This is a genomic window from Vibrio sp. 2130-1, from assembly GCF_033339515.1.
Map to the genome: position 1 here is coordinate 42140 of NZ_JAWOUT010000011.1, position 25007 is coordinate 67146.

Consider the following 25007-nt stretch of genomic DNA (forward strand, 5'->3'; position numbering starts at 1 on the left):
GGGCGGCGGCGAAGGTTGTGCTGCTGCCCTTTAAGATTGACATTTATATTTGAAACGAGAGGAAACATTAATGTCTAAGATCGTTAAAGTTCTAGGTCGTGAAATCATCGACTCACGTGGTAACCCAACTGTAGAAGCTGAAGTACACCTAGAAGGCGGTTTCGTAGGTATGGCGGCAGCTCCATCTGGCGCATCTACTGGTTCTCGCGAAGCTCTTGAGCTACGTGACGGTGACAAAGCACGTTTCCTAGGTAAAGGTGTTCTTAAAGCAGTTGAAGCTGTAAACGGCCCAATCGCTGAAGCTCTAGTTGGCAAAGACGCTAAAGACCAAGCTGCAATCGACGCAGTAATGATCGAACTAGACGGCACTGAAAACAAATCTAAATTCGGTGCTAACGCTATCCTAGCTGTTTCTCTAGCAAACGCTAAAGCTGCTGCTGCTGCGAAAGGCATGCCTCTATACGAGCACATCGCTGAGCTAAACGGCACTGCAGGTCAGTTCTCTATGCCTCTACCAATGATGAACATCATCAACGGTGGTGAGCACGCAGACAACAACGTTGACATCCAAGAGTTCATGATCCAACCAGTTGGCGCTAAGACTCTTAAAGAAGGTCTACGTATCGGTGCAGAAGTATTCCACAACCTAGCTAAAGTTCTTAAGTCTAAAGGCTACAGCACTGCAGTTGGTGATGAAGGTGGTTTCGCTCCTAACCTTAAATCTAACGCTGAAGCTCTAGAAGTTATCGCAGAAGCTGTTGCAGCTGCTGGTTACGAACTAGGTAAAGACGTAACTCTAGCTATGGACTGTGCTGCATCTGAGTTCTTCGACAAAGAAGCTGGCATCTACAACATGAAAGGCGAAGGTAAAACTTTCACTTCTGAAGAGTTCAACCACTACCTAGCTGAGCTAGCTAACCAATTCCCAATCGTTTCTATCGAAGACGGTCTAGACGAGTCTGACTGGGATGGCTTCAAGCACCAAACTGAACTACTAGGTGACAAGCTTCAACTAGTAGGTGACGATCTATTCGTTACTAACACTAAGATCCTTGCTGAAGGTATCGAGAAAGGCGTAGCTAACTCTATCCTTATCAAGTTCAACCAAATCGGTTCTCTAACTGAGACTCTAGCTGCAATCAAGATGGCTAAAGACGCAGGTTACACAGCAGTAATCTCTCACCGTTCTGGCGAAACTGAAGATGCAACTATCGCTGACCTAGCGGTAGGTACAGCTGCAGGTCAAATCAAAACTGGTTCTATGAGCCGTTCTGACCGTGTTGCTAAGTACAACCAGCTAATCCGTATCGAGGAAGCTCTAGGTGAGCGCGCTCCTTTCAACGGTCTTAAAGAAGTTAAAGGTCAAGCTTAATTCTTCACTGAATTAGCAGCTTAACTTAAAGCTTTTAAAACACCCTGCCTTAGCGGGGTGTTTTTTTATATAACGGAAGCGCTAAGTCCATGTTTCAAGTAAGCGGTCTTAAAGAAGTTAAAGGCCAAGCTTAATTCTTATTGAGTAAAGTTTCGCTAAATAGCTTTTTGAAACCCTCGCTACGGCGTTTTTTTGTATTTATAGATTTGTATTTTGGGGTCTTACTTTGGTCATGGGTAAGGTTCGCTTCCCATGAGCTTGTTTCATTTTGCTGCTTATTTCTTGTAAGGAGCGTGTGAGTCTCCCTTTCTCCCCTAGAGGCAACCTCGCATTTATGCTATATATGTCACCTTATCTAATTCCTTCCGGTACAGAATGTTAGCAGCGATATGCGAATCTTTGTTATAGCCCTTACGCTACTGTTTGGCTTGCTTCAATACACTCTATGGTTTGGTAAAAACGGAGTGTCTGACTACTACACAGTAAAAGATGAAATTGAAGTTCAGCAACAAGTGAACAGCAAGCTACAAGCTCGCAACAATGAAATGTTCGCTGAGATTGATGACTTAAGGCAAGGTCTTGATGCGATTGAAGAACGTGCGCGTCATGAGCTCGGTTTAGTTAAAGATGGCGAGACTTTTTACCGCATTATAGGTGAGGAAAACCATTAAAATGTTGGATATGAACTCATCGCATATCGCAATTGTGCCAGCTGCGGGTGTGGGTAGCAGAATGAAGGCAGATCGCCCTAAGCAATATTTATTGATCGAAGGTAAAGCGGTACTGGAACATACCGTAGAGAAACTGCTTTCCCACCCAAATATTTCTAAGGTTGTCGTTGCCATTACTGACGGCGACCCATATTACCCAGAATTGTCCATTGCTAAGCACCCAGATGTGATTCGTGTCGCTGGTGGTAAAGAAAGAGCAGACTCTGTGTTATCAGGGCTAAACTATGTCAATGAGCATCTGGAAAGCGAGTGGGTATTAGTTCACGACGCTGCAAGGCCATGTGTATTAACATCCGACATTGACCGTTTGATTGATGTTTGCTGCGCTCACTCAACGGGTGGCATTCTCGCATCTCCTGTGAGAGATACAATGAAGCGAGCAAACGCAGTACAAGATATCGATCATACGGTAGATAGAGAAGCATTGTGGCATGCACTGACTCCACAAATGTTTAAAACTCAGCAGCTTACTCAAGCACTGGCTGACGCATTAGAACAGGGTGTAACCATTACCGATGAAGCCTCGGCTTTGGAGTGGTTAGGCGAGAAGCCAGCCTTAGTTCAAGGGAATGCGAACAATATAAAAATCACTCAGCCAGAAGACCTTGCGTTAGCCGAGTTTTATCTAAGCCGTGAGCGCGGCGAATAAAGAAAGGATAGAAAATGATTCGAATTGGTCATGGTTTCGATGTACATAAATTCGGTGGTGAAGGCCCGGTCATTATTGGTGGTGTAGCAATCCCTTATGAGCAAGGTTTGATTGCACACTCAGATGGCGATGTAGCGTTGCATGCGTTAACGGATGCTCTGCTGGGCGCGATTGCTGCCGGCGATATTGGTCGTCATTTCCCAGATACGGATGATAAATGGAAAGGCGCAAACAGTCGTGAATTACTGAAAGACGTTTACCGTCGAGTCAAAGAGCAAGGTTACCGTCTCGGCAATGCTGATGTAACCATCATGGCACAAGCGCCTAAAATGGCACCACACATTGACGCAATGTGTGCGGCGATAGCCGAAGACCTAGAAACCGACATTAGTAACATTAACGTAAAAGCGACGACGACAGAACGTCTCGGTTTTACTGGACGCAAAGAAGGCATTGTAACGGAAGCCGTTGTACTTCTGTTTAAGCAATAACTAGCAATTTGCTCCTCTAAGCTGTGATATCAGCGGAAACACATCATGTCAGACATTTTATCTTCATTGGCTTACCTAACGGGTAAGCCAGTTGCATCGGCAAAAATCAAAGCGCAGCCAGAGCACTTTCAGGTTCGCGAAGATTTAGGTTTTGCCTTTACGGGCGAAGGCGAGCACCTAATGGTTCGTATCCGTAAAACGGGTGAGAACACCAGCTTCGTTGCTAACGAGTTAGCAAAAGCCTGTGGTGTTAAGTCGAAAGACGTTAGCTGGGCGGGTCTTAAAGACCGTCATGCGGTGACGGAACAGTGGTTAAGTGTCCATTTACCAAAAGGTGAAACGCCAGATTTTTCAGCGTTTTTGGCTCAATACCCAAGTATCGAAATCCTTGCAACAGATCGTCACAATAAAAAACTGCGTCCTGGTGACCTAGTAGGGAACGAGTTCGTGGTTACTTTGTCTGAAGTGACAGATATAGCGGATGTAGAACAACGTCTTGAAAAAGTGAAACAAGTTGGTGTGCCAAATTACTTTGGTAGTCAGCGTTTTGGTAACGATGGCAACAACCTTGAAGAAGCACGTCGATGGGGACGCGAAAACGTTCGTACCCGCAATCAAAACAAGCGAAGCATGTATTTATCAGCGGCTCGTTCGTGGATTTTCAACCGCATCGTTTCAGCTCGTCTAGAGAATTGTGTGTTTGATAAGTTCATTGATGGTGACATTGCACAGACGAATTCTGGCACTCAGTTGATTGATGCAAACAACATCACTGATTTGCAAGTGCAATTTGCACAAGGTGAAGCGGCAATTACCGCTGCGCTTGCTGGCGATAATGCACTGCCTACTCAAGCCGAGGCTCTGGCATTAGAGCAACCGTTTTTAGACGAAGAGCCTGACCTCATGGCGCTGATTCGTGGTAATCGCATGCGCCACGATCGTCGCGATATTGCGCTGAAGCCAAAAGATTTAGCTTGGACGGTTGAAGGTAACAACATTACGCTGACTTTCTCACTGGATGCGGGATCTTTTGCGACCTCTATTGTTCGTGAGTTAGTTAATGAGGTTGAAGTAGAAAGAGAATACTAATGGAACAGGATTCACGAAACCCGAAGCCCTTAAGAGTCTTAATCAGCAATGATGATGGTGTTCATGCACAAGGGATTCATGCCCTCGCTGATGAGTTGAGAGATATCGCCGAAGTGACCATTGTCGCACCTGATCGAAATCGTTCAGGTGCTTCGAATTCACTCACATTAGAACAACCATTACGCGTGACTGAAATTGCCCCAAATATCTACTCAGTGCAAGGCACGCCCACGGATTGTGTGCATTTCGCGCTGAATGAGCTAATGAAAGATGATTTGCCTGATCTTGTTCTGTCAGGAATCAACCATGGCGCTAATTTGGGTGATGATGTTCTTTATTCTGGAACAGTAGCAGCTGCCATGGAAGGTCATTTCCTTGGCGTTCAGTCGGTGGCTTTTTCACTAGTGGGTAAGCGACATTTCGAATCCGCCGCTAAAATTGCACGTCAAATTGTACAACAGCATTTAGCGTCGCCGATTCCAACGAATCGTCTACTGAACGTAAACGTGCCTGACTTACCATCAGAGAATTTAGGTGAAATTGAAGTTACGCGTTTAGGTGCACGTCATCACGCAGAGAATATGATCAAGCAGAAAGATCCGAGAGGCCATGACATTTATTGGTTAGGGCCACCAGGAAAGGAGCAAGATGCAGGAGAGGGCACGGACTTTTATGCAATTGAGCATGGCCGAGTTTCAATGACGCCTCTGCAAGTTGATCTCACCGCTCACGAGTCGCTGCGTGCTATGGATAGTTGGTTAAAGGAAGAGAAGTAATGAGTAACCCACATGCTGACAGGTTGATAGCGTTTCTTATCTCCAGTGGCATCAAAGACCAAAGAGTTCTGGATGCTATCCAACGCTTGCCACGAGAAAGCTTTGTTTCTCAAGCGATGATGCACCAAGCCTATGATAACAATGCGTTACCAATTGGTCAGGGACAAACTATTTCTCAGCCTTATATCGTTGCTCGTATGACCGAGTTGCTTGAGCTAGAACCGGCGAGTCGTGTTCTGGAAATCGGAACGGGATCGGGTTATCAAACTGCGGTACTGGCGCAAATTGTTGATCATGTATACTCCGTTGAGCGAATTAAATCGTTGCAATGGGAAGCAAAGCGTCGCCTGAAGCAATTGGATATTTACAATGTTTCAACTAAGCATGCTGATGGGTGGCAGGGCTGGGAAGCGAGAGGTCCTTTCGATGCTATCATTGTTACCGCTGCCGCTGAAGTGATTCCCCAAGCTCTTCTCTCACAATTAAGAGATGGCGGCAAAATGGTCATTCCTGTTGGAGATACGGAACAACAGTTATTAAAAATAGAGCGTAAGGGAGACGAATATCTCTCTACCGTTGTAGAAATGGTTCGGTTCGTACCTCTGGTTGCGGGTGATTTAGCTTAAGGGTTAGGGATAGGTGAATAAGTTACTACGTCATATTGGTATTAGCTTTGTGTTTGCTGCAGGACTAGTTGGTTGTGCAGCGCATTCCCCTGCACCTGTCTCTAGCCTAAAAAAAGACTATTCAAGCCTTGAAAGAGGGAGTTACAGAGGGAGTTATTATGAGGTAAAAAAAGGCGATACACTTTACTTCATAGCTTATGTCACAGATAAAGATGTAAATGATCTTGTTCGTTACAATGAGTTAACTCAGCCTTACACTATCTACCCAGGACAGAGGCTAAAACTTTGGGCTCCGAAATATGTCGCCCCTAAATATGGTCAAAAAGTTGAACCCGTTGTGGCTCCTGTTGTTACGACACCCCCAGCTCCAGTGACGAAAACATCAACAGCCTCTAAACCTAAACCTTCGAGTAAAAACTCTAGTCAAAAACCTACAGAGACTAAGCCTAAAGTCGTACAAAAACAGCCTCCAAAGAAGGTTGAACAATCGAAAACAAAGGAGTATGTTGGTTCAAAAGATAACCAAAAAGTGAAGCAAAAAGCGCCAACTACCACAGCAAAGAGTGATAAAGTCTCAAAGTGGTTGTGGCCAACAAAAGGGAGAGTAATCAAGAACTTTTCGGCGGGAGAACAGGGAAATAAAGGTATCGACATCGCAGGACAGCGTGGTCAACCTATCGTTTCAACCGCAGCCGGCACAGTCGTTTATTCAGGCAATGCGCTACGAGGTTATGGCAACTTAATTATAGTAAAGCATAACGACAATTATTTAAGCGCATACGCACATAATGACAAACTGCTGGTCACAGAAGGACAAAGCGTAAAAAGCGGACAAAAAATCGCCACCATGGGTAGTTCAGGTGCAAAGTCGGTCAAACTACACTTTGAAATTCGCTATCAAGGTAAATCAGTGAATCCAAAACGCTATTTGCCTTAAAACTTTGAAAAACAACTTGCGACATCATTTAGCGACATATTGAGTTGTCATGTCTTGCTAACTCGCCAGGGGGAGGCGTTATGAGTATCAGCAACACAGTAACCAAAGTTGAAGAGTTTGCATTTGACAATGCGTCAGTGAAGACCATTGATAACGAACTCGAAAGATCATCATCCACAGAAAGCAAAGCGACTGCGCGTGAAGAATTTGACGCGAGCAGTAAAAGCTTAGATGCAACTCAGTTGTATTTGGGCGAAATTGGCTTCTCACCTTTACTTACTGCCGAAGAAGAAGTGCTTTACGCAAGACGCGCCCTACGTGGCGACGAAGCGGCACGCAAACGTATGATCGAAAGTAACCTACGTTTGGTTGTTAAGATTTCTCGTCGATACAGTAACCGTGGTCTAGCACTACTCGATCTGATTGAAGAAGGTAACCTCGGCTTGATCCGAGCGGTCGAAAAATTCGACCCAGAACGTGGTTTCCGTTTCTCTACTTACGCAACATGGTGGATCCGACAAACGATAGAGCGAGCGTTGATGAACCAAACTCGCACGATCCGTCTACCTATCCACGTAGTGAAAGAGCTGAACATTTATCTGCGTACTGCGCGTGAACTTTCTCAAAAGCTCGATCACGAACCGACCGCAGAAGAAATTGCTGCTCAATTAGATATTCCAGTCGAAGACGTAAGCAAAATGTTACGCCTTAATGAGCGTATTAGCTCTGTCGACACGCCAATCGGTGGTGACGGTGAGAAAGCGCTGCTGGATATTATTCCTGATGCAAACAACTCTGATCCAGAAGTTTCGACTCAAGATGACGACATCAAATCATCGTTGATTCATTGGTTAGAAGAGTTGAATCCGAAACAGAAAGAAGTGCTTGCACGTCGCTTCGGCCTACTAGGCTACGAGCCTTCGACGCTGGAAGAAGTTGGTCGAGAGATTGGTCTGACACGTGAGCGAGTACGTCAAATACAAGTGGAAGGTTTACGTCGTCTTCGTGAAGTCCTAATCAAACAAGGTTTGAATATGGAAAACTTATTTAACGTAGAAGACGATTAAATAATCCGTATTTCACTAGATACGCAAAAGGCTATGGTTCCCCATCGCCTTTTTTCTTTTTTGCTCGTTGGTGTGAGTCTGTTTACAGCATCTTCTTCAAGCGATACAGCTCTTCAAGAGCTTGGCGTGGCGTTAAGTCGTCAGGATCAATACCTGACAGAGCTTGTTCGACCTCGCTAGGCTCTGGAATCAGGCTCAACTGGTTAGCCACATCTACTGCACTTGGACGCGGTGTGTCACTGTTTTGCCCCAGTTGCTCTAGCTGAGATAGCTTGTTACGCGCATTTTTGATGACCGTTTTTGGTACGCCAGCTAAGCCCGCAACAGCCAAGCCGTAAGACTTACTTGCCGCACCTTCTTGAACTGCGTGCATAAAGGCAATGCTGTCTCCATGCTCTACGGCATCCAAGTGAACGTTCGCTAAGTTTGGCAGTTGGTTCGGTAACTCTGTTAATTCGAAGTAGTGAGTTGCAAATAGGGTCATCGCACCAATTTGTGTTGCGAGCCATTCCGCACTTGCCCAAGCTAAAGACAGACCGTCGTAAGTACTAGTACCGCGTCCGATTTCATCCATTAGCACCAAACTGTTCTTAGTTGCGTTGTGAAGAATATTGGCTGTTTCGGTCATTTCTACCATGAAGGTCGAGCGGCCAGATGCAAGATCATCTGATGCACCAATACGAGTAAATATACGATCTAAAGAACCAATCTGTGCGGATTCTGCCGGTACATAAGAGCCGATATGTGCCATCAATGCAATCAGCGCAGTTTGACGCATGTAGGTTGATTTACCACCCATGTTTGGACCGGTGATGATCAACATCTTACGGGCTGGGTTAAGCTCAATTGGGTTCGCGATGAACGGCTCTGTTGTTACTTGTTCTACGACTGGATGACGGCCAGCTTGAATGTGAATTCCTGCGTCTTTCACAAGCGTTGGGCGGCAGTAATCTAACGAATCTGCACGCTCTGCTAGGTTTTGTAATACATCTAGCTGAGACAGAGCAGAAGCTAGGTTTTGCAGCTTCTCAAGGTTTGGCATCAATAGATCAAACAGTTCTTCCCACAACTGTTTCTCAAGTGCTAACGCTTTAGACTTCGAGTTAAGTACTTTGTCTTCGTGTTCCTTAAGCTCTGGGATGATGTAGCGTTCAGCGTTTTTGAGTGTTTGGCGACGTACATAATGCGGTGGAACCAAATGGCTCTGGCCACGGCTCACTTGGATAAAGAAGCCATGAACGTTGTTATAGCCTACTTTAAGCGTATCGATACCGTGTCGTTCACGCTCATCTCGCTCAAGCTGCTCAAGATATTCTGTTGCACCGTCTGCCAATTTTCGCCATTCATCGAGCTCCGCATTGTAGCCTTCAGCGATGACGCCACCATCACGAATAACAACCGGCGGATTTTCTTTAATCGCGCGTTCTAACAGGTCACATACTTCGTCAATCGGAGCTGCATACTTCGCCAATTTCGTTAGGTACGGATGGGTCAAAGAAGCGGTGACAGATTCTAGCTCTGGTAGCTGTTGCATGGCATTGCGAAGTCTAGCCATATCGCGAGGGCGAGCAGAGCGTAATGCAAGGCGCGCTAAGATACGTTCAATATCACCAATTTGCTTTAACGTTGGTTGAAGATCGGCAAACAGAGCTTGTTCTTTAATCTCACCAATCGCATCAAGGCGATTGTTTAACGTTTCAATGCAACGCATAGGCTGATGCAACCAACGCTTCAGCATTCGGCTGCCCATCGGAGTTGCACAATGGTCGAGTACTGCAGCGAGCGTGTTATCGGTTCCGCCTGCTAGATTTTGAGTAATTTCCAGATTACGTCGGGTAGCAGCATCAAGGATGACGGATTGATCCTGATGATCAAACGTTAAAGAGCGAATATGAGGTAAAGCCGTACGTTGAGTATCTTTTACGTACTGGATCAAACAACCAGCAGCACACAGCCCTAAGGACGCATGTTCTACACCAAAACCAACCAGATCTTTTGTGCCAAATTGTTGATTGAGTTGTTGCTTAGCAGTATCAAGCTCAAACTCCCAGACTGGGCGACGACGGTTACCATTGCGGCTCGCCATTAAATGTACAGGTTCAAAATCTTCTGGGAACAGTAGCTCACGTGGTGCGGTACGTTGAAGCTCGGCTGTCATCGCTTCTTCAGTTTCTGGTTCTGTCAGTTGGAAGCGACCAGAGGTGACATCCAGCGTCGCATAACCGAACTTACCGTTGTGATGGTAAATTGCTGCGATTAAGTTATCGACACGCTCAGAAAGCAGCGCTTCATCCGTCACAGTACCTGGTGTCACGATACGCACAACTTTACGTTCTACCGGGCCCTTGCTGGTAGCCGGATCGCCAATCTGTTCACAGATCGCCACAGACTCACCAAGCTGAACAAGTTTTGCCAGGTAGCCCTCTACGGCGTGAAATGGCACACCCGCCATTGGGATAGGTTCACCTGCAGACGCACCACGTTTGGTCAATGAAATATCAAGAAGCTGAGAAGCTCGCTTGGCATCATCGTAAAAGAGTTCGTAGAAATCGCCCATGCGGTAGAACAGCAAAATCTCTGGGTTCTCAGCTTTTAGCTTGAGGTATTGCTGCATCATCGGAGTGTGTTTTTGTTCAGCTTTCACAGGTAAGTTCTTTTGTTTATTTCCGTAGCGGCTTAGGATACGTGAATCCCTATCAAGTAAAAAGAGACAAAGGGCACTTTGGCTATGGAAAAAACAACAAAATTGAGTGCCGATTTAGGCGCATTATTGGCTAAACACGGGCATGTTTTAACAACCGCAGAGTCATGCACAGGTGGTGGTGTTGCAACCGCCATTACTGACATTGCTGGTAGTTCAGCGTGGCTTGACCGTGCGTTTGTCACCTACAGTAATGAAGCGAAAATGGAGATGCTTGGTGTGCAAGCTTCAACGTTAGAAGCGCATGGTGCAGTGAGTGAGCCAGTTGTGATTGAAATGGTACAGGGGGCAATTAAAAACTCCAATGCGACCATCGGTGTGTCCATCAGTGGTATTGCAGGGCCGGGTGGTGGCAGTGAAGAGAAACCAGTCGGCATGGTCTGCTTTGCTTTTGCTGATAACCAAAGTTGGCAGCAAGTCGAAACCATGCATTTTACTGGTGACCGTGCAGAAGTTCGCAAAAAAGCGGTCGAGCATGCGCTGACTCAATTGTATCAACATCTACTCTAGAATTTCTTAAATTGTTTTAGCCCAGCATTGATAAGGGCTAGAGCAAATCACGACTTTAGGTCAGCCAAATTTTTTTCATACAGGTATGGACACTGTATGAATCAACAGTATAATAACTTTCATTGCTGAGCAGTTCTTCTGCTTAAGAAAAATGAATTACTATTCGTCGCCCAAAGAAGATGAATAAATCGGAGAAAGTAATGGACGAGAACAAACAGAAAGCGCTCGCCGCTGCGCTAGGTCAAATTGAAAAGCAATTCGGTAAAGGCTCTATCATGCGCCTTGGTGATAACCGCGCAATGGACGTAGAAACCATCTCAACGGGTTCTCTTTCTCTTGATATCGCTTTGGGTGCTGGTGGTCTACCAATGGGTCGTATCGTAGAAATCTACGGCCCAGAATCTTCAGGTAAAACAACATTAACGCTTGAGCTTATTGCTGCTGCGCAACGTGAAGGCAAAACTTGTGCGTTTATCGATGCAGAGCACGCTCTAGATCCTGTATACGCGAAGAAACTTGGCGTAGATATCGATGCATTGCTAGTTTCTCAGCCAGACACAGGTGAGCAAGCGCTAGAGATCTGTGACGCACTTGCACGTTCTGGTGCTATCGATGTTATGGTTGTCGACTCTGTTGCAGCGCTAACACCGAAAGCAGAAATCGAAGGCGAAATGGGCGATAGCCACATGGGTCTGCAAGCACGTATGCTTTCTCAAGCAATGCGTAAGCTAACGGGTAACCTAAAGCAGTCTAACTGTATGTGTATCTTCATCAACCAAATCCGTATGAAGATTGGTGTGATGTTTGGTAATCCCGAATGTGCTATTGCATAATTGTTCGTATCGGTATTAGTATTGTATCTAAAGTAATTTTTAGTGCTAATACCGATGCGAACAGTTTGAGTCGGTGCTTTTTGTCTTGGTCTGGAATTAAGATTTGACAAAGGGTTGGCAAAGAACCTAATAATCAGTTTACAAATTTCAAAGAATTGAAGGTATACGATGGACGAGAATAAGCAAAAAGCACTAGCTGCTGCACTAGGTCAAATTGAAAAGCAGTTTGGTAAAGGCTCCATAATGAAGTTGGGCGATAATCGCACAATGGACGTAGAAACTATTTCAACTGGCTCTCTTGCTTTAGATATAGCGTTAGGTGCAGGTGGTTTGCCTATGGGACGTATTGTTGAAATCTACGGCCCAGAATCTTCCGGTAAAACAACCCTCACTCTTGAAGCTATTGCTGCTGCTCAGAAAGCTGGTAAAACTTGTGCTTTTATCGATGCAGAGCACGCTCTCGATCCTATTTATGCTAAAAAGCTTGGTGTTAATATTGATGAGTTATTAGTCTCTCAGCCAGATACTGGTGAGCAAGCCCTAGAAATTGTTGATGCTCTAGCTCGCTCTGGTGCTGTTGATGTGATGGTTGTCGATTCGGTAGCAGCTTTGACTCCAAAAGCAGAAATTGAAGGTGAGATGGGTGATAGCCATATGGGTCTTCAGGCACGTATGCTTTCTCAGGCTATGCGTAAGATTACAGGTAACCTGAAAGCCTCAAATTGCATGTGCATATTTATCAACCAAATTCGCATGAAAATTGGCGTGATGTTCGGGAATCCCGAGACAACGACAGGCGGGAACGCATTAAAATTCTACGCTTCAGTCCGTCTTGATATCCGTCGTACAGGTGCTATCAAGGAAGGTGATGAGGTTGTAGGTAACGAAACTCGCATCAAAGTGGTTAAGAATAAAATTGCAGCCCCATTTAAAGAAGCTAATACTCAAATTTTGTATGGTAAAGGCTTTAATCGTTTCGGTGAGTTGATTGACTTAGGCGTGAAACACAAACTTGTAGAAAAAGCTGGTGCATGGTATAGCTACAATGGCGACAAGATTGGTCAAGGTAAAGCGAATGCGTGTCGGTTTATTGAAGAAAATAGTCATATTTCTCAGGAGCTTGATGCGAAGTTGCGTGAGTTGCTATTAACTCCAGTAGCAGAAAAGCCAGAAGAAACCGAAAAAGAAGATGTTGCTGAGGATGATGCATTTTAATGATGCGAAGCAACTTCATGTTGTATGGCGGTGAATATTGTTTTAATAAAGATGGGTTCACCGCCCATTACCACTCTGAGTTTATCGATACTCTGTGCTGGCTAACTAAGTTCTCCGAGGTCAGCGAAAGCACCTTTAATATCAACTGGATGGCTCTCAAAAGTTTCCTTAAACATATTGAGGGAATTAACCATTCTCTTTTCGAACACCTCCATACTGACTCCCCTTTCAATGACTATGGTTCTTTCGAGCACTGGCAGTCGGCAATGATCTCCTTTCGTGAACATGTAGATCAAACTTACAAATCACCGTCGAACAAGAATAATTATCTATCTGGAATGAATTTTTGGACGGGTCTGCTTGCGCATAAAAACAAGATTCCTAGGCTCTATCAATTGAACTCTTTCGGTGGAGGTAGTGGTGACCAGAAGCCAGCTACCGTTGCTGACGCGATGTTGCCCCCTTATGTTCTTGATGCAATTGGAGGCTCCAAGAAAGACAACCACTCTGAAATGAGTCGGCTAATTGCAAACGTGAAAGCTGTTGAGGTTATGGGGTTATATCAACTCCCTGAGCATTTCAATGAACTCGCACTTGATAAAAAAGCAGAGTGGCTGTTAACAAAACGCTTGTCTGGGATAAGGTTGGCGCTTGAAGGTAAGTTTCTTGAGGCTAGGGAAATTAGAGCCAAGGGGCTTGTTGCCATTCGTAACCATCGCCACTTGTGCCCTCTTATCGATGAATACCTTAATTTTGCAGGTGGCAGTGGCAGAACTAGCCCAAGGCTAAAAGACATTCGAAATCTTACTTATGACGAACTTCGGAATGGGCTTCTTGCTTGGTTCTGGTATCACAACGGTAAAATTCAATTAAAGGACAAAGACGGGAATATTTATCGTACAGCGGCTAAGCGGTTAAACGAACTTCGGAAAAAGGAAGGCTTGGATGTAAAAGTCTATGGCTGGAATGACTTATGGTTTGCTGATCGCCTTGGCTGCACATCACGATTATACGCCCCAGCAGCATTGTTGTTAATCTTTGACAACAGTATGAATGTCTCGTCTGCAACTAACCTTCCCCTAGACTGTATAAAGAAACAACAAATAGTTAATGGTCATGAGATTCAATGGTACAAGCGCCGAGCCAAAAGTAATCTATTTAAAGCGATAAGCAGCAAGCTCAAAGTATCGAGTTTTGATGTTGTTCGGCATGTCAGAAGGGTGACTCAGCCATACAGGGATATGGATATCATGCCTGATGACAAGGAAAAGCTGTTCTTGTCGTATGCAAATACTATGGACAAGAGAGTAGATGACATGCTCCCTAGAAAACCAGATGATCAAACTTTTACTGAGCAGATGAAAGCCACTCTTTCCGAAATAAGTCATGGTCAATGGTTTGCAACAGCAGAAATGGTGAGGAAGAGTGTTCTACTTCTGTCAGCCATGAATGGTGGTGTATCAAAACTCAAAGATGAAGCGCAGCACAAGAAAGGCAAGACTTCTACAACCTATGCCGACCGAGCGGCCATGAAGGCTAAGCATGACGCAGTTATGCGAGAATTTAAGGAGTGGTTACAAACCTTAATCACTATGCGTATTGACAACGCAGCAGAAAAGCTAGGTGTAGATTCGAACGAATACCAGAAGCGTTTGGAACAAATTATTGATTCTGGTTTTGGTGGAATAGCTTGCTCTAATCCAACTGGTGGAACGCAACCAGATGTTGAAGAAGGTGAGTTATGCACAAAGGTAGGTCGCTGCCTAACCTGCCAGAGCAAAGAGCACGTGTTTATTGAAACGGTCGATAATGTTATGCACCTGCTTATGTGGGAAGAAGCCCTAACTAAAGCCAATGATGAGAACCAAATTGATGCAACGGACTTGAACTGGCACTTTTGGTTCAAATTTATTCAGACCATGCTGTCGCGATTGACTGACTCTCCTGTTGAGAATAAACAGGCGCTGGTCGAAGATGCAAAGAATCAAAAGTCAAAACACGATAATCCATACCTATTAATTGATTTCAAAGAGATTAGTTGATGCTTTCAAGGAAAATATCGCTTACTGATTACCTTTCCCTTAGTCCAACAGACAAGGAGTCTTTGTTAGCGGCTGGCGGATTTACAAAGCCCTCTGATTTAATTGATCATGACTACGCTTGGCTACTGAATGACTATAAAGAAAACATTTGGCGCGTATCTATGCCGAACAAGGATTCTGCTTCAAAGAGACCATCAGGGGAACTAAACGTCCACTTTGATACTGTCGTTCTAGGCGGAGGTCGTCTGTCAGACAATCAAAGGCTTATTGATGATATGAAGTTGCTTGTTGCCATTACAATTACAGCCAACTTCAATAATACAATAACCCTAGGATCAAACAGTCGTGTTAAAGTCTTTGTTGACTCTCTTAAGCGTTATGTCTCTGAGGCTCTCTCAACTCCGTATATCACCAACCTTGAAGATTTATCTTATGGTGATTTTTTCGACTTAATTCAAAACGCTGGCAACAAACTTGGCTACAACCTGAAGTACGTTGAGATACTGGAAGATTACTTTGAAGATATGGATATATATAAAATTCCTATACTTAGAAGTAAAGGTAAGAAGCAGCCAACTAAAATAGACACAACTTCAATATTCAAGGAATTGGGAATCAATGAGTACGCTTTCAACAACTACGAAAGCGCCAAAAGAGTCGTCGCACTAAAAAGTCTTGAACTGCAAAGGCATTACAGTAGTGAAAGATTTGAGGTTTTATACTCCCAAACTTTAACTGAGGAAAATGAAAGGAAGATGGGGCATGAAAAGTCTTACAAGGACTATTTAGCCACGCTGAAAGCATACTCTCAGGCTAAGTCTGTTTACGGTAGTTTGTTTAATTACAACTTCATTCCGTTTGACGTCGAAGACATTCAGGCAGATACCAATTACGAATACCCCGACTTCAATGAGATGTTGGATTTGGCGGAGCGAACACGAGATATACCTCCCATGCTCTTTTTAGACATGATGGATGGTGCAGCTCGTTTCGTCTTGGACTACGCTGACGATTTATTTGAAGCTGAAAAGCACTTTAAAGCTATATACAACCGTGAACTTGACTTGGTTCAGGGTGATGACTATCAGGCTGGTAAACGGACGAATAAACTAGTCAGGAACTACAGGACTGACGATGATAGGTTGCACTCACCTTTCCCGATGTCTGCTTATAAACATGCCCAGAATAGAGAGGGCAACCGTAAACATTCTGATAATGTCTACGAAGCCATAGCTAACAACATGGCAGTTGGGGTTTCACGGAAAAAGTCCATGGAAGATTTTAAGTTAACCCGTGGACAATACAACTCAATAAGGCTGTCTATTTTAGCGAACAAGACTAAGAAAATTTCGCTGCATAAAGCTCTATATCATTTCCTACCATTTTGTTGCGTTGTCATCATTTTCGCCTTAACAGCAAGGCGGGAATCCGAGGTGTTTGGCTTACAGGTTGGGTGCATCAAAAAAGACCTAGACGGCTTGCTATGGCTAAACAGCTTTGTCGCAAAAACCTTGCAGAAACACGATGATTTCACAACTGTTTCTTTGGTTGAAAAAGCGGTCTCCATACTTGAACGGTTGAGCGAGAAGGGGCGCCAACAAAAGAATTCGGATTCTATTTTCGTATTTGACGACACCTTTGACCGCCCACCTACAACAATGAGAACAATCAACCGAATTGCGGATGACTTCTTCGATTTCATTGGTATAGAGCGTGGAAATGACGGTAAGCATTGGAAATTATCAGAGCACCAGTTCCGTCGCTTCTTCGCGATCATGTTTTATTACCGCTATGAGAAAGCTGACGCTGATGCCCTTATGCATGAACTGGCACACGTCGACTGGAGCATGACCGTCCGCTATCTTATCGAGAAAAAAACAGGAGCTGCTCTTAGGAAACTACATCAACAATATAACAAGGCTCGATCGAATAGATTGGTTGACTATTCGCTTAGAGATGACTTAGGTGGTGAAGGTTTTCCCCTGCTTAAAGAAAAGCTTGAAGAAACTGTCTCATCTATGCCCGAGATGATGCGTGAAATTGCCATCGAGACTGTTGAGGCCAACAACCTTGTCTTTGACTTTATTCCAAGTGGCCTGTGTCTTGGCAACACTCCTTGGCTCTCTGAACGCTGCAACTGCTTTAGAGATGGCTTTGTAATGCAGCACGATGCTTCTAGTGAGATGTGCGAAGGTTGCCCTGCACAAGTAACTGTCCCAGAGATAGCCAAGGGCGAGATGAGGCCAATGAGAGCATGCGGGGAGTCTGCGATATTGAAAAACTTAACACAGAAGGCTGGATAAGATGTCAGACAAGAAGGTCAATAAAGGTCACAAGAATGTCGATAACTCGGAAGAGAAAAAAGCGGCGGCTACAGCTCGCATTGATAAACGTATCAGCCTTCTTGAAAATCTCATCAGTGAACGAGAAACTAGATTGGCCAGCATGGAAGGGCTTCCTACCAAGCTCAAAGAGTTCACTGATAGCAACGATTGGATTGTGGGTGATGTTGATCTGGAGTCGATGACATTTAGTCGTGGAACCTATTACCAAGAGTGGAACATTGATAAGTTTGAAAAGAGGCTTAACGGCCTCTTTAAGCGCATCAAAAATCCTAAACAGATGGATGGTGAGATTAGCGCACTTAATGAAAGGATTGATGAGCTTGTGTTAATTAATACTAACCTAATGGAGGCGAATCATAAATTAGACCAGAAGCTTAGCCGCGAAGTGTCACGCCTCAAAAGTATGCTAGAAGCAAGTCAGCAAGCCAATAAGCGATTACATGATCAGCTTCAGAGTAAAGCTGATGTCGTTCCTTTTAACCCGAAGGGGTAAGCCGCATGAACGAATTGGTTGTAATGCCGTTGTCCTCAGATTTTGAGTTAGACGGAAAGAAATTACCTAAGTTTCCATTTGTCATGGATAAATATGGAAACCCTCATGTGATAATCAACAGGTTTCTACGAGAGTACCATGTATTCAATAAAAAGAATGACTCCACTACGGCTCTTGCTGCTGCTAGAAATATTGCAAGCCAGTTTAATCAACTAAGTCAAACCTTCATCTCAACCGACAAAATTGGACAGAAAAAGGAAGAAGAGGAACGAGTGCAAAATGCATTGTCCTTTATGAACTATGAGCTTGACTTGAGTTTTGATTTTGAACTTTATGGCGATGATTTTCACAGAACGTGGCTATCAGCGTCAGACGCCTTAATTTCTCTAATGCTAAATAATAGCGAGCAGACAAGCCCCAATCTAAACTCCACGACAAATCGCAAGATGGGTGACTTTATTGCATTTCTTTGGTGGGCAGAAGAGAAAAAATACAGTCGTTGGCTAACGGGAATTAATGATCGCGGTGTTCATGGTGATAACGAGTTCTCGGTAGCCTTAGAGCCTAAAAAAAACAAGTACCATGAATACAGTAACCCTCATCAGTTAAACAAGGAAGATCAAGGTAGGAGGAATGGCTACGGAGTCAAAAAGAAGGTCGATGATGCGTACACAAATCTACAGATCAAAAGGGATTCTTCAGCAACTCCTAAAGAAATGGCGCTACACTTTCGAAATTTGTTAATCCTGAGAGTTATGAGGGAAGGCTCTCTGCGAAATGTCGAGGATATAACTCTTGAGTTATCTCAGTTTGAAGGGGAGCCTGAATACAACATAGAAGGCAACAAGGTCTGGATACGGACATCAGAGACAAAGGGTAAACACAAGGTGCGTAGGTATGTAGAGATTCCTGCAATGCTTGATAAGCAGATCCGAAGATTTATCAAGATGTTCAGGAAGCAAATACTCCCAAAAGCAATGAAGGGTTTGCAACCATCTCCTACAGACCCTGTATTTCCATCAAAGAAAACGGGTAAGGCGCTCACAAGAACTTCAGTTAATGGGATTTTTAAAGAGTATGGCATTAACCCACATTTAAACCGAATGCTCTCTCTTTCGGAAATGGCTATGGGGCTTTTGAATCAAGGTCTTGGTGAAGGTGATATACTCTTGTTATTATCTGAGCATGCTGGGCACTCTAGTAAGTCTGATGGCTCGACTATACGTAAACATTACCTGGATGCGTTAAGGGATTTAAATTTAGCGAAAATGGAAAATCCAGCAACGTTGAAATGTGAGCTAAGTGATGCAGAAAATGAAATAGCCAGACTCAAACGAGAGAATGATGAATTGAAGATGCGTCTGTCAGGGAGTGCATCCCAAGATATTCTATAGAGGTTCTTTATCGAGTCCGCAGTCTTACAGCCTACATGTTGACCACCATTGACCACCATTGACCACGTATGGTCAACGATGGTCGACAGCACTGAGGTACTTGTTATTGTGTGGTTGGATATGTACTAACTTATACACGATCTGACAGTTTTGACTATACAGTGTGGCTTAATCGAACACCCGCACTCGACATCCCGCATACATTTGGACAATTTCAATTTATGACGGAAATTCAGTAACGCCTTGCTTACCGGAAAATTAGGAGTGTAGAGAGTAATTTTTCCGCGAACAGCAACTTGTTATGCGCCTCACTTCGGTTTATTTTCAGTCTGATACCTCTCAAACTGCACTTCATTATTGATATTATTTCTGTGTACATCCGCATGAGTCTCAGGGTTTAAATTCCTCCCCTTAGTAGGATCTAAGACATCCTCCGGATCTGTATGCAATTCTTTGGGGTTAACGTGATGAAATGCAAAGCCTTTTTTTCTTTCCTCACCAGTTACTTCATCTGTATTTACACCTCTCTCGTCTCGGAGTTTCGGAAGGGTCTTGGATGTGAATGAATCGACCTTTCTTCTCATATCCTGCGCCTCAGGTGAGTCTGACACATTAATAATAGAGTCCCGAGAATATTGAAGTAAGGCTTGCTTTTCAGCATCTCTGACTTCTTGTGATTTCTTATCGGTTAATCCCACTACCGCAGAGCTATGAGCGTAATTTTTACCATCAAAACTTCTTTTGTCTGCTTCTGGAATCTGGTTTTCAAATATAAAAGCAGCTTTCGGCCCAGTGGTTTGAAAAATTGTTGGAAAGGCATCTTCATCTACGTAGGTTACACCATTAGTTCCAAGCTTTACTAGTTCACCAACTTTCGAATCAATCTTGTCGTATTTTTTGGGTTCAGTTAACTCATTTCTTCGTTCTGGCTTTTGGTACTCAAAGTCAACTGGCTTTAAAGTTACAGGAAGCTTACTGGTACTATTCTTCTCATTATTTGGCATGCTTTTTCATCCTTGAATAGATTTCGTTGACTTTTGCTGTGGCCTCATCCGAAGATAGGTGCTTGCAGCGGTCAGAATGAAGTACTTTAACCAAAGAATTTCGCCATTCTTTCGCCTTAGCTTTTGACTCATACATTTCTTCTTTAATACCAAGAAAGTCGGCTCTTTTTTCACCATCAACATACAATAATACGAATATCAAAAAGGCTTCTTTACAATGAAAATAATCACTGTATAGAAACTCATTGCTTTCGCTCGCATCATTACTGACTTCAATTTCTTTTTCGTTAGATTCTGTCATTTTCTTCTCTTTGGTAGCGTAGATGACTGTGCGCATAACAGTGTTTTTTCAGCCGACAATGTCCGCATTTTTCCAAGGTAAAAATACAGATAAATCTAATGTAACCATCTGGTTTATCGATTAAATACCAGAAGATCATCAGATAAATGTAGAACATGTCGTCATAATAATATTAATCATGCCACTTTTAGGGAAATAATCAACTTTACACATAAGGGGCATGTATTATCTAAAGAGGAAATGTCCTGCTTGGGTTAATGGTTATAAATTGAAATGGGGTAGAATCTATTTAGGGTAACCTGTCAGATCTAGTCACATCGTGGAAACGAAACTGGCAGATTGCATTCAGACTAATACAGTTGATATTGCAAAAGTTGCGACGTTGCCATCACTCATTCAAATACAACTCTGCCATTCCATCCAAACGGCTTTTCACTTCTTTCCAGTTGGGCATCACACTCGTCAATAAACGCCAGAATCTGTCACTGTGATTGTGCTCAGCGATGTGGCAAAGCTCATGCAATATCACGTAATCAATACATTCCTTGGGTGCTTTGATGAGGTGTGGGTTGAGCATCAAAGTGCCCTTAGCCGAGCAACTCCCCCATTGTTTACTCATGGGTAAAACTCGAAAGCTAGGTATTCCAGCAACCCATGTAGCTTGAGGCAGTAGCTCAGACAAACGTTCATGGAAAATGCGTTCAGCGCGAACCTTGTACCAGTTGCGCACTAAAGCTTTAACCATGGCTGTCTTGTCGTTGTTAAACCGAGTCAAGGTAACAAGTAGCTTGCCGCGAGTCATTTTTACAGTTGGCAAAGCTTCAGCGTCCTCTACGATTTTAAGGACATAGCGCCGACCAAGGTAAAACTGCATCTCACCGCTGACATAGTGCTTTGGCTGCACATACTCCAAATGACTACGAAACTCTTTCAGTGCGTCATAAATCCATTTAGCACGCCTCATAACAGCTTCATGAATATCGCTACGCTCGGCATCTTCTGGCGCAGAAATGATGACATCACAGTTAGGATGAACCTTGATGGTAATTTTCCTTTTCTTACCTTCTGGGTGAGCCTTTCGCACAACTTCGTAAGTGACAGCTTCATCCCCATAGACAAAGCTGTATTCCTCTTTGTTGTGCTCAGTAGATGCAACTGCCGTCATTAGTGATGACCTGCAACGCCAAGGCGAGTAATTTGGATAACGTCAGCGATGATGAGCTTGGCTGTATCCATGCCAATGGCTTTAAATAAAACAGGCAACAACTTACGGCGAATTTGGTTCTCAATTTCTTGTGGGTTAATTGAGAACTCCGCAACCGAAGCCGTTACTACCTCATCAATTTGCACCGCATAGTTGAAGCGTTCTTCTTCACTGAGGCTCGTTACATCTGACAAGTGTTTTAAGAACAGCCCAAAGTACGCCTGAACATGTCGCTTAACCTTAGGGTCGAGTTCAGCGAAGCGGTCGGTGGGTATACCATCGATATTGCGTTCCTTTACTTGCTCTTCAAAGTCAGCAAATAGAAGGTACTGTTTTACAGGCGCATCGAACATATCTTTAGCTTGCTGAATCGCTTGTTTAAGTAGCTTTGAAAAGTATTCTTGAGCATATGGGTCGTCTGCCAAGTCCTGTTCAATCATTTTAGTGACACGACCTGTGATAGCATCCCTCTTGTTGCGAGCATCATCGTCCGTCAATTCTTCTGGCTTAACGTTCTTGCCCATATTACCGACAAGGTACGCGCCTTTTGACTCTTGAATTTCGACACCACCAATATGCTTATCCAGCATGGTGCGAATATTCTCTGCATACTCATCGTAGTCAACTGTCTCTTCCGCATCTTCACGTACTTGCTTACGCAATTCAGACATTGATTTCAGCGTCTTTTTGTAGAGTACTCGCTTGTCGTCAAAGCTCTTATCTTCGAAGTAAGTTGCAGACTGCAAAGCCACTTTCAGGCAATTAGAAAATGTGGTGAGAGCTGCATAAAAGTCTTCACGTTTCTTTTGGTTAGTATCAGTTAGCTGGCCATCAATGGTATTAATCTTAGGTGCAAGTGCTTGGCGTAGCGCCTGACCGTCTTGCCTATTTTGTACGCCTTCAAAAATCGCCCACAGATCACTGTAGAAACCCGGAAGCTTCTTGTACTCGGTATCCATGCGGCTGTAGAGGCCTTTTAGATCCTCGATATCAAAACCACCTTTGATACGTTCCTCTAGTTCCTGATAACTCGCAATAGAAGCATCCAACTCTTTCAAGATGCCTCGATAATCAATCAGATAGCCAAACTGTTTCTTTTGATGCAGGCGGTTCACACGGGCAATAGCCTGAATCAAGTTATGTTGCTTAAGTGGCTTATCGATGTAAAGCACGGTGTTTTTCGGCTCATCAAACCCAGTGAGTAGCTTGTCCACTACTATCATGATGTCTGGGCCATCGTCTTTACCAAACTCATCGATAATGTGCTGGGTGTAAGCTTTTTCGTCTTGGTTGCCTACATTTTCCTTCCACCAATTTTGTACGATGTCTTTGCTCTCACCATCTACCGTATCATGCCCCTCACGGGTATCCGGTGGCGACATGGCAACCACAGAGGTTACCTTGCCAATTTGATCTAACAGCTTCTTATATTGAATAGCTGAAGCTTTCGAGTCACACGCAAGTTGCCCTTTCAGACCTTGGTTCTTAAAGTTTTGGAAGTGATCAGAGATATCATGCGCAATAAGCTCTATGCGTCCTTCTGTCTGATAAATTTGACCTTTCTGAGAAAATTTTCTCTTCAAATCGGTACGCTGTTTTTCTGAGAGCTTATCGGTAATGCGGTCAAACCATGCATCCAAGGCTTTATCATTGGTACTGAGATCAGGTACTCGCTCTTCATACAGTAGTGGTGTGACGGTTTTGTCTTCGACAGCTTGCTGCATGGTGTAAGAGTGAATGATCTTACCGAACTTGTTCTCGGTCTTATCATCTTGCAACAGTGGTGTTCCCGTAAAACCAACATAAGCTGCTTTAGGTAAAGCTTGCTGCATGCGAATGTTATTCTCACCGTTTTGGCTACGGTGACCTTCATCAACCAGAACGATAATGTCTGGACTATCGTTATAACACTCAGGCAACTCAATCGCTGTGCCGAATTTGTTGATAATAGAGAATATAATCCGCTCGTTTCCTTTACCTATTTGCTCGGCTAGGCGTCGGCCTGTGGTTGCCTTTGCTGATTCACGATCTTTTTCAGATAGTGCCCCTCCAGAGGCAAATGTTTTAGAGAGCTGATCTTCCAAATCGACACGGTCGGTTACGACCACAACACGGCACTTAGCTAGCTCTTTTATCCAAATCAGAGCCTTAGATAAGAACACCATGGTAAAAGATTTGCCAGAGCCAGTAGTGTGCCAAATCACGCCGCCGTTGCGAGCACCTTTTTCATCAAAAGAAGTTACCCGTTCAATCAAGGCTTTAATACCAAAAACTTGCTGATAACGAGCAACAATTTTACCAACTTTCTTATCAAACAAAGTAAATAGCTGAGTCATTTCGAGTAAACGGTCGTGGCGCAATAACGACACCAATAGACGGTCTTGATCGGTGACTACAAGCTTACCGCCTGCGATAAGCGAAAGGTATTCATCTCGAACCTTAGCAGGACGGTGATTAAAGATAAGATCCAATTCATCTTGAGTAAGTGGAGCATTCTTCAAGCGCTCAAAGGTCGCTTCAGTGATCTCTTCTTCTTTCCACTTAGCCCAGAATTTTTCAGGGGTGCCACATGTTCCGTATAAGCCATCGTGCCCATTCACTGACAGTAATAATTGGCTATAAGCGAAAAGATGTGGGATCTCATCCACTTTTTGGTTGCGAATGTTTTGAGAAATACCTTCAGCTACCGTTGGCTTACCCTCATGAGATGAGTCTGGGCGCTTAGCTTCTATGACTACCCAAGGCAAGCCATTCACAAAGCAGACGATATCAGGAATACGATTTGCGGTGCCATGAGCGTTTTCTACGATCAGTTCTTCAGTATAGTGAAACTGATTATTATCTGGAGTTTGCCAATCAATCACATTGATGGTTGGATTGGCTTTTTTGCCATCAATAAACTCTGTAACACCGATGCCATAAGTTAAAGCATCATAAATTTTTTCGTTGGCGGCTTTTAACCCTTCATTCATGGCTGGGTTAGCCAGCTCGTGAATGATTTTATCGATAGCAGCTTCCGATAACGTATGCTCTTTCCCCATAAACGAGTAAGTTTTATGACGAAGTACGCTACGCAGGATATCCGGCAGGATGACCGTTGAAAGGCTACCACGTTTGACTAGGCATTCACTCGGAGGAATGAACTTGTATCCAAGATTGGTAAGTAACGTAAGGGTTGGGATTTTTGCACTTTGTTCTTCGCGAAAATTAGGTAAATTAGAGTTCAT

At 43.9% G+C, this 25007-nt stretch carries 20 protein-coding genes and 1 pseudogene; 16 read left to right on the top strand and 5 right to left on the bottom strand.

Features of this window, described 5'->3' with window-relative positions; genetic code table 11:
- Positions 1-70: 70 nt before the first annotated feature.
- The 9 genes from eno to rpoS all read left to right on the top strand — a co-directional run bounded on the left by eno (position 71) and on the right by rpoS (position 7738).
- A complete protein-coding gene (eno, locus tag R7Q09_RS16685) occupies positions 71-1372 on the top strand; it encodes a phosphopyruvate hydratase (protein WP_005383785.1) in 1302 nt (433 codons plus the stop codon).
- Between the two features lie 389 nt (positions 1373-1761).
- Positions 1762-2043 (top strand): cell division protein FtsB, encoded by a 282-nt coding sequence (gene ftsB, locus R7Q09_RS16690; RefSeq protein ID WP_005380907.1) that lies wholly within the window; start codon positions 1762-1764, stop codon positions 2041-2043.
- 1 nt (position 2044) lies between these two features.
- Complete coding sequence (gene ispD, locus R7Q09_RS16695) at positions 2045-2752, top strand: 2-C-methyl-D-erythritol 4-phosphate cytidylyltransferase (protein WP_017821625.1); 708 nt, start codon at positions 2045-2047, stop codon at positions 2750-2752.
- 14 nt (positions 2753-2766) lie between these two features.
- Positions 2767-3243 carry a 2-C-methyl-D-erythritol 2,4-cyclodiphosphate synthase gene (gene ispF / locus R7Q09_RS16700; RefSeq protein ID WP_318071134.1) on the top strand — a complete coding sequence of 159 codons (477 nt, stop codon included), beginning with the start codon at positions 2767-2769 and terminating at the stop codon, positions 3241-3243.
- A 45-nt stretch (positions 3244-3288) separates the two neighbouring features.
- Positions 3289-4332, top strand: a complete 1044-nt coding sequence (gene truD, locus R7Q09_RS16705; RefSeq protein ID WP_017821624.1) for a tRNA pseudouridine(13) synthase TruD — start codon at positions 3289-3291, stop codon at positions 4330-4332.
- The gene (gene surE / locus R7Q09_RS16710) at positions 4332-5108 is read left to right on the top strand and encodes a 5'/3'-nucleotidase SurE (RefSeq protein ID WP_005380894.1); all 777 of its coding nucleotides are present in this window, start codon (positions 4332-4334) and stop codon (positions 5106-5108) included. The genes truD and surE overlap by 1 nt, the downstream gene beginning before the upstream one ends.
- Positions 5108-5734 (top strand): protein-L-isoaspartate(D-aspartate) O-methyltransferase, encoded by a 627-nt coding sequence (locus R7Q09_RS16715; protein ID WP_005380892.1) that lies wholly within the window; start codon positions 5108-5110, stop codon positions 5732-5734. The genes surE and R7Q09_RS16715 overlap by 1 nt, the downstream gene beginning before the upstream one ends.
- Positions 5735-5747: 13 nt before the next feature.
- Positions 5748-6671: a peptidoglycan DD-metalloendopeptidase family protein gene (locus R7Q09_RS16720; RefSeq protein WP_017633546.1), complete on the top strand. Its 924-nt coding sequence runs from the start codon at positions 5748-5750 to the stop codon at positions 6669-6671.
- Positions 6672-6751: 80 nt separating this feature from the next.
- Positions 6752-7738: an RNA polymerase sigma factor RpoS gene (rpoS, locus tag R7Q09_RS16725; protein ID WP_005380887.1), complete on the top strand. Its 987-nt coding sequence runs from the start codon at positions 6752-6754 to the stop codon at positions 7736-7738.
- 82 nt (positions 7739-7820) lie between these two features.
- Here rpoS and mutS read toward each other — a convergent pair whose 3' ends face one another.
- Entirely contained in the window at positions 7821-10382 is a 2562-nt protein-coding gene (mutS, locus tag R7Q09_RS16730) for a DNA mismatch repair protein MutS (RefSeq protein WP_033907432.1), read from the bottom strand.
- Positions 10383-10466: 84 nt separating this feature from the next.
- Here mutS and pncC point away from each other — a divergent pair, with 84 nt between their 5' ends.
- The 7 genes and pseudogenes from pncC to R7Q09_RS16765 all read left to right on the top strand — a co-directional run bounded on the left by pncC (position 10467) and on the right by R7Q09_RS16765 (position 19271).
- Positions 10467-10949 carry a nicotinamide-nucleotide amidase gene (gene pncC / locus R7Q09_RS16735; RefSeq protein WP_151515113.1) on the top strand — a complete coding sequence of 161 codons (483 nt, stop codon included), beginning with the start codon at positions 10467-10469 and terminating at the stop codon, positions 10947-10949.
- Between the two features lie 200 nt (positions 10950-11149).
- A pseudogene (gene recA / locus R7Q09_RS16740) lies at positions 11150-11767 on the top strand (recombinase RecA); the annotation flags it as partial.
- A gap of 183 nt (positions 11768-11950) precedes the next feature.
- Complete coding sequence (gene recA / locus R7Q09_RS16745) at positions 11951-12997, top strand: recombinase RecA (RefSeq protein ID WP_203346120.1); 1047 nt, start codon at positions 11951-11953, stop codon at positions 12995-12997.
- Entirely contained in the window at positions 12997-15039 is a 2043-nt protein-coding gene (locus tag R7Q09_RS16750; RefSeq protein ID WP_169616062.1) for a hypothetical protein, read from the top strand. The genes recA (R7Q09_RS16745) and R7Q09_RS16750 overlap by 1 nt, the downstream gene beginning before the upstream one ends.
- Entirely contained in the window at positions 15039-17342 is a 2304-nt protein-coding gene (locus R7Q09_RS16755; RefSeq protein ID WP_318071135.1) for a tyrosine-type recombinase/integrase, read from the top strand. The genes R7Q09_RS16750 and R7Q09_RS16755 overlap by 1 nt, the downstream gene beginning before the upstream one ends.
- Position 17343: 1 nt before the next feature.
- A complete protein-coding gene (locus R7Q09_RS16760) occupies positions 17344-17877 on the top strand; it encodes a hypothetical protein (protein ID WP_152811569.1) in 534 nt (177 codons plus the stop codon).
- 5 nt (positions 17878-17882) lie between these two features.
- Positions 17883-19271, top strand: a complete 1389-nt coding sequence (locus R7Q09_RS16765) for a site-specific integrase (RefSeq protein WP_203346122.1) — start codon at positions 17883-17885, stop codon at positions 19269-19271.
- Positions 19272-19579: 308 nt separating this feature from the next.
- On the opposite strand, the gene R7Q09_RS16770 is transcribed toward R7Q09_RS16765, so the two are convergent.
- The 4 genes from R7Q09_RS16770 to R7Q09_RS16785 form a co-directional block, all read right to left on the bottom strand.
- A complete protein-coding gene (locus R7Q09_RS16770) occupies positions 19580-20275 on the bottom strand; it encodes a hypothetical protein (protein WP_203346123.1) in 696 nt (231 codons plus the stop codon).
- On the bottom strand, positions 20265-20576 hold the full coding sequence (locus R7Q09_RS16775) for a hypothetical protein (protein ID WP_203346124.1): 312 nt from the start codon (positions 20574-20576) through the stop codon (positions 20265-20267). The genes R7Q09_RS16770 and R7Q09_RS16775 overlap by 11 nt, the downstream gene beginning before the upstream one ends.
- 388 nt (positions 20577-20964) lie before the next feature.
- Positions 20965-21741, bottom strand: coding sequence for a M48 family metallopeptidase (locus tag R7Q09_RS16780; RefSeq protein ID WP_054395107.1), 777 nt, complete (start codon positions 21739-21741; stop codon positions 20965-20967).
- The gene (locus R7Q09_RS16785; protein ID WP_318071136.1) at positions 21741-25007 is read right to left on the bottom strand and encodes an HsdR family type I site-specific deoxyribonuclease; all 3267 of its coding nucleotides are present in this window, start codon (positions 25005-25007) and stop codon (positions 21741-21743) included. Before R7Q09_RS16785 ends, R7Q09_RS16780 begins: the two co-directional genes overlap by 1 nt.

Coding starts and splice junctions, on each gene's coding strand:
- surE (WP_005380894.1), top strand. CDS start 4,332: ATGGAACAGGATTCACGAAACCCGAAGCCCTTAAGAGTCTTAATCAGC.
- recA (WP_203346120.1), top strand. CDS start 11,951: ATGGACGAGAATAAGCAAAAAGCACTAGCTGCTGCACTAGGTCAAATT.
- R7Q09_RS16775 (WP_203346124.1), bottom strand. CDS start 20,576: ATGACAGAATCTAACGAAAAAGAAATTGAAGTCAGTAATGATGCGAGC.
- R7Q09_RS16760 (WP_152811569.1), top strand. CDS start 17,344: ATGTCAGACAAGAAGGTCAATAAAGGTCACAAGAATGTCGATAACTCG.
- R7Q09_RS16780 (WP_054395107.1), bottom strand. CDS start 21,741: ATGACGGCAGTTGCATCTACTGAGCACAACAAAGAGGAATACAGCTTT.
- ispD (WP_017821625.1), top strand. CDS start 2,045: ATGTTGGATATGAACTCATCGCATATCGCAATTGTGCCAGCTGCGGGT.
- ispF (WP_318071134.1), top strand. CDS start 2,767: ATGATTCGAATTGGTCATGGTTTCGATGTACATAAATTCGGTGGTGAA.
- R7Q09_RS16765 (WP_203346122.1), top strand. CDS start 17,883: ATGAACGAATTGGTTGTAATGCCGTTGTCCTCAGATTTTGAGTTAGAC.
- rpoS (WP_005380887.1), top strand. CDS start 6,752: ATGAGTATCAGCAACACAGTAACCAAAGTTGAAGAGTTTGCATTTGAC.
- pncC (WP_151515113.1), top strand. CDS start 10,467: ATGGAAAAAACAACAAAATTGAGTGCCGATTTAGGCGCATTATTGGCT.
- R7Q09_RS16750 (WP_169616062.1), top strand. CDS start 12,997: ATGATGCGAAGCAACTTCATGTTGTATGGCGGTGAATATTGTTTTAAT.
- ftsB (WP_005380907.1), top strand. CDS start 1,762: ATGCGAATCTTTGTTATAGCCCTTACGCTACTGTTTGGCTTGCTTCAA.
- truD (WP_017821624.1), top strand. CDS start 3,289: ATGTCAGACATTTTATCTTCATTGGCTTACCTAACGGGTAAGCCAGTT.
- eno (WP_005383785.1), top strand. CDS start 71: ATGTCTAAGATCGTTAAAGTTCTAGGTCGTGAAATCATCGACTCACGT.
- R7Q09_RS16715 (WP_005380892.1), top strand. CDS start 5,108: ATGAGTAACCCACATGCTGACAGGTTGATAGCGTTTCTTATCTCCAGT.
- R7Q09_RS16755 (WP_318071135.1), top strand. CDS start 15,039: ATGCTTTCAAGGAAAATATCGCTTACTGATTACCTTTCCCTTAGTCCA.
- R7Q09_RS16785 (WP_318071136.1), bottom strand. CDS start 25,007: ATGAACTCTAATTTACCTAATTTTCGCGAAGAACAAAGTGCAAAAATC.
- R7Q09_RS16770 (WP_203346123.1), bottom strand. CDS start 20,275: ATGCCAAATAATGAGAAGAATAGTACCAGTAAGCTTCCTGTAACTTTA.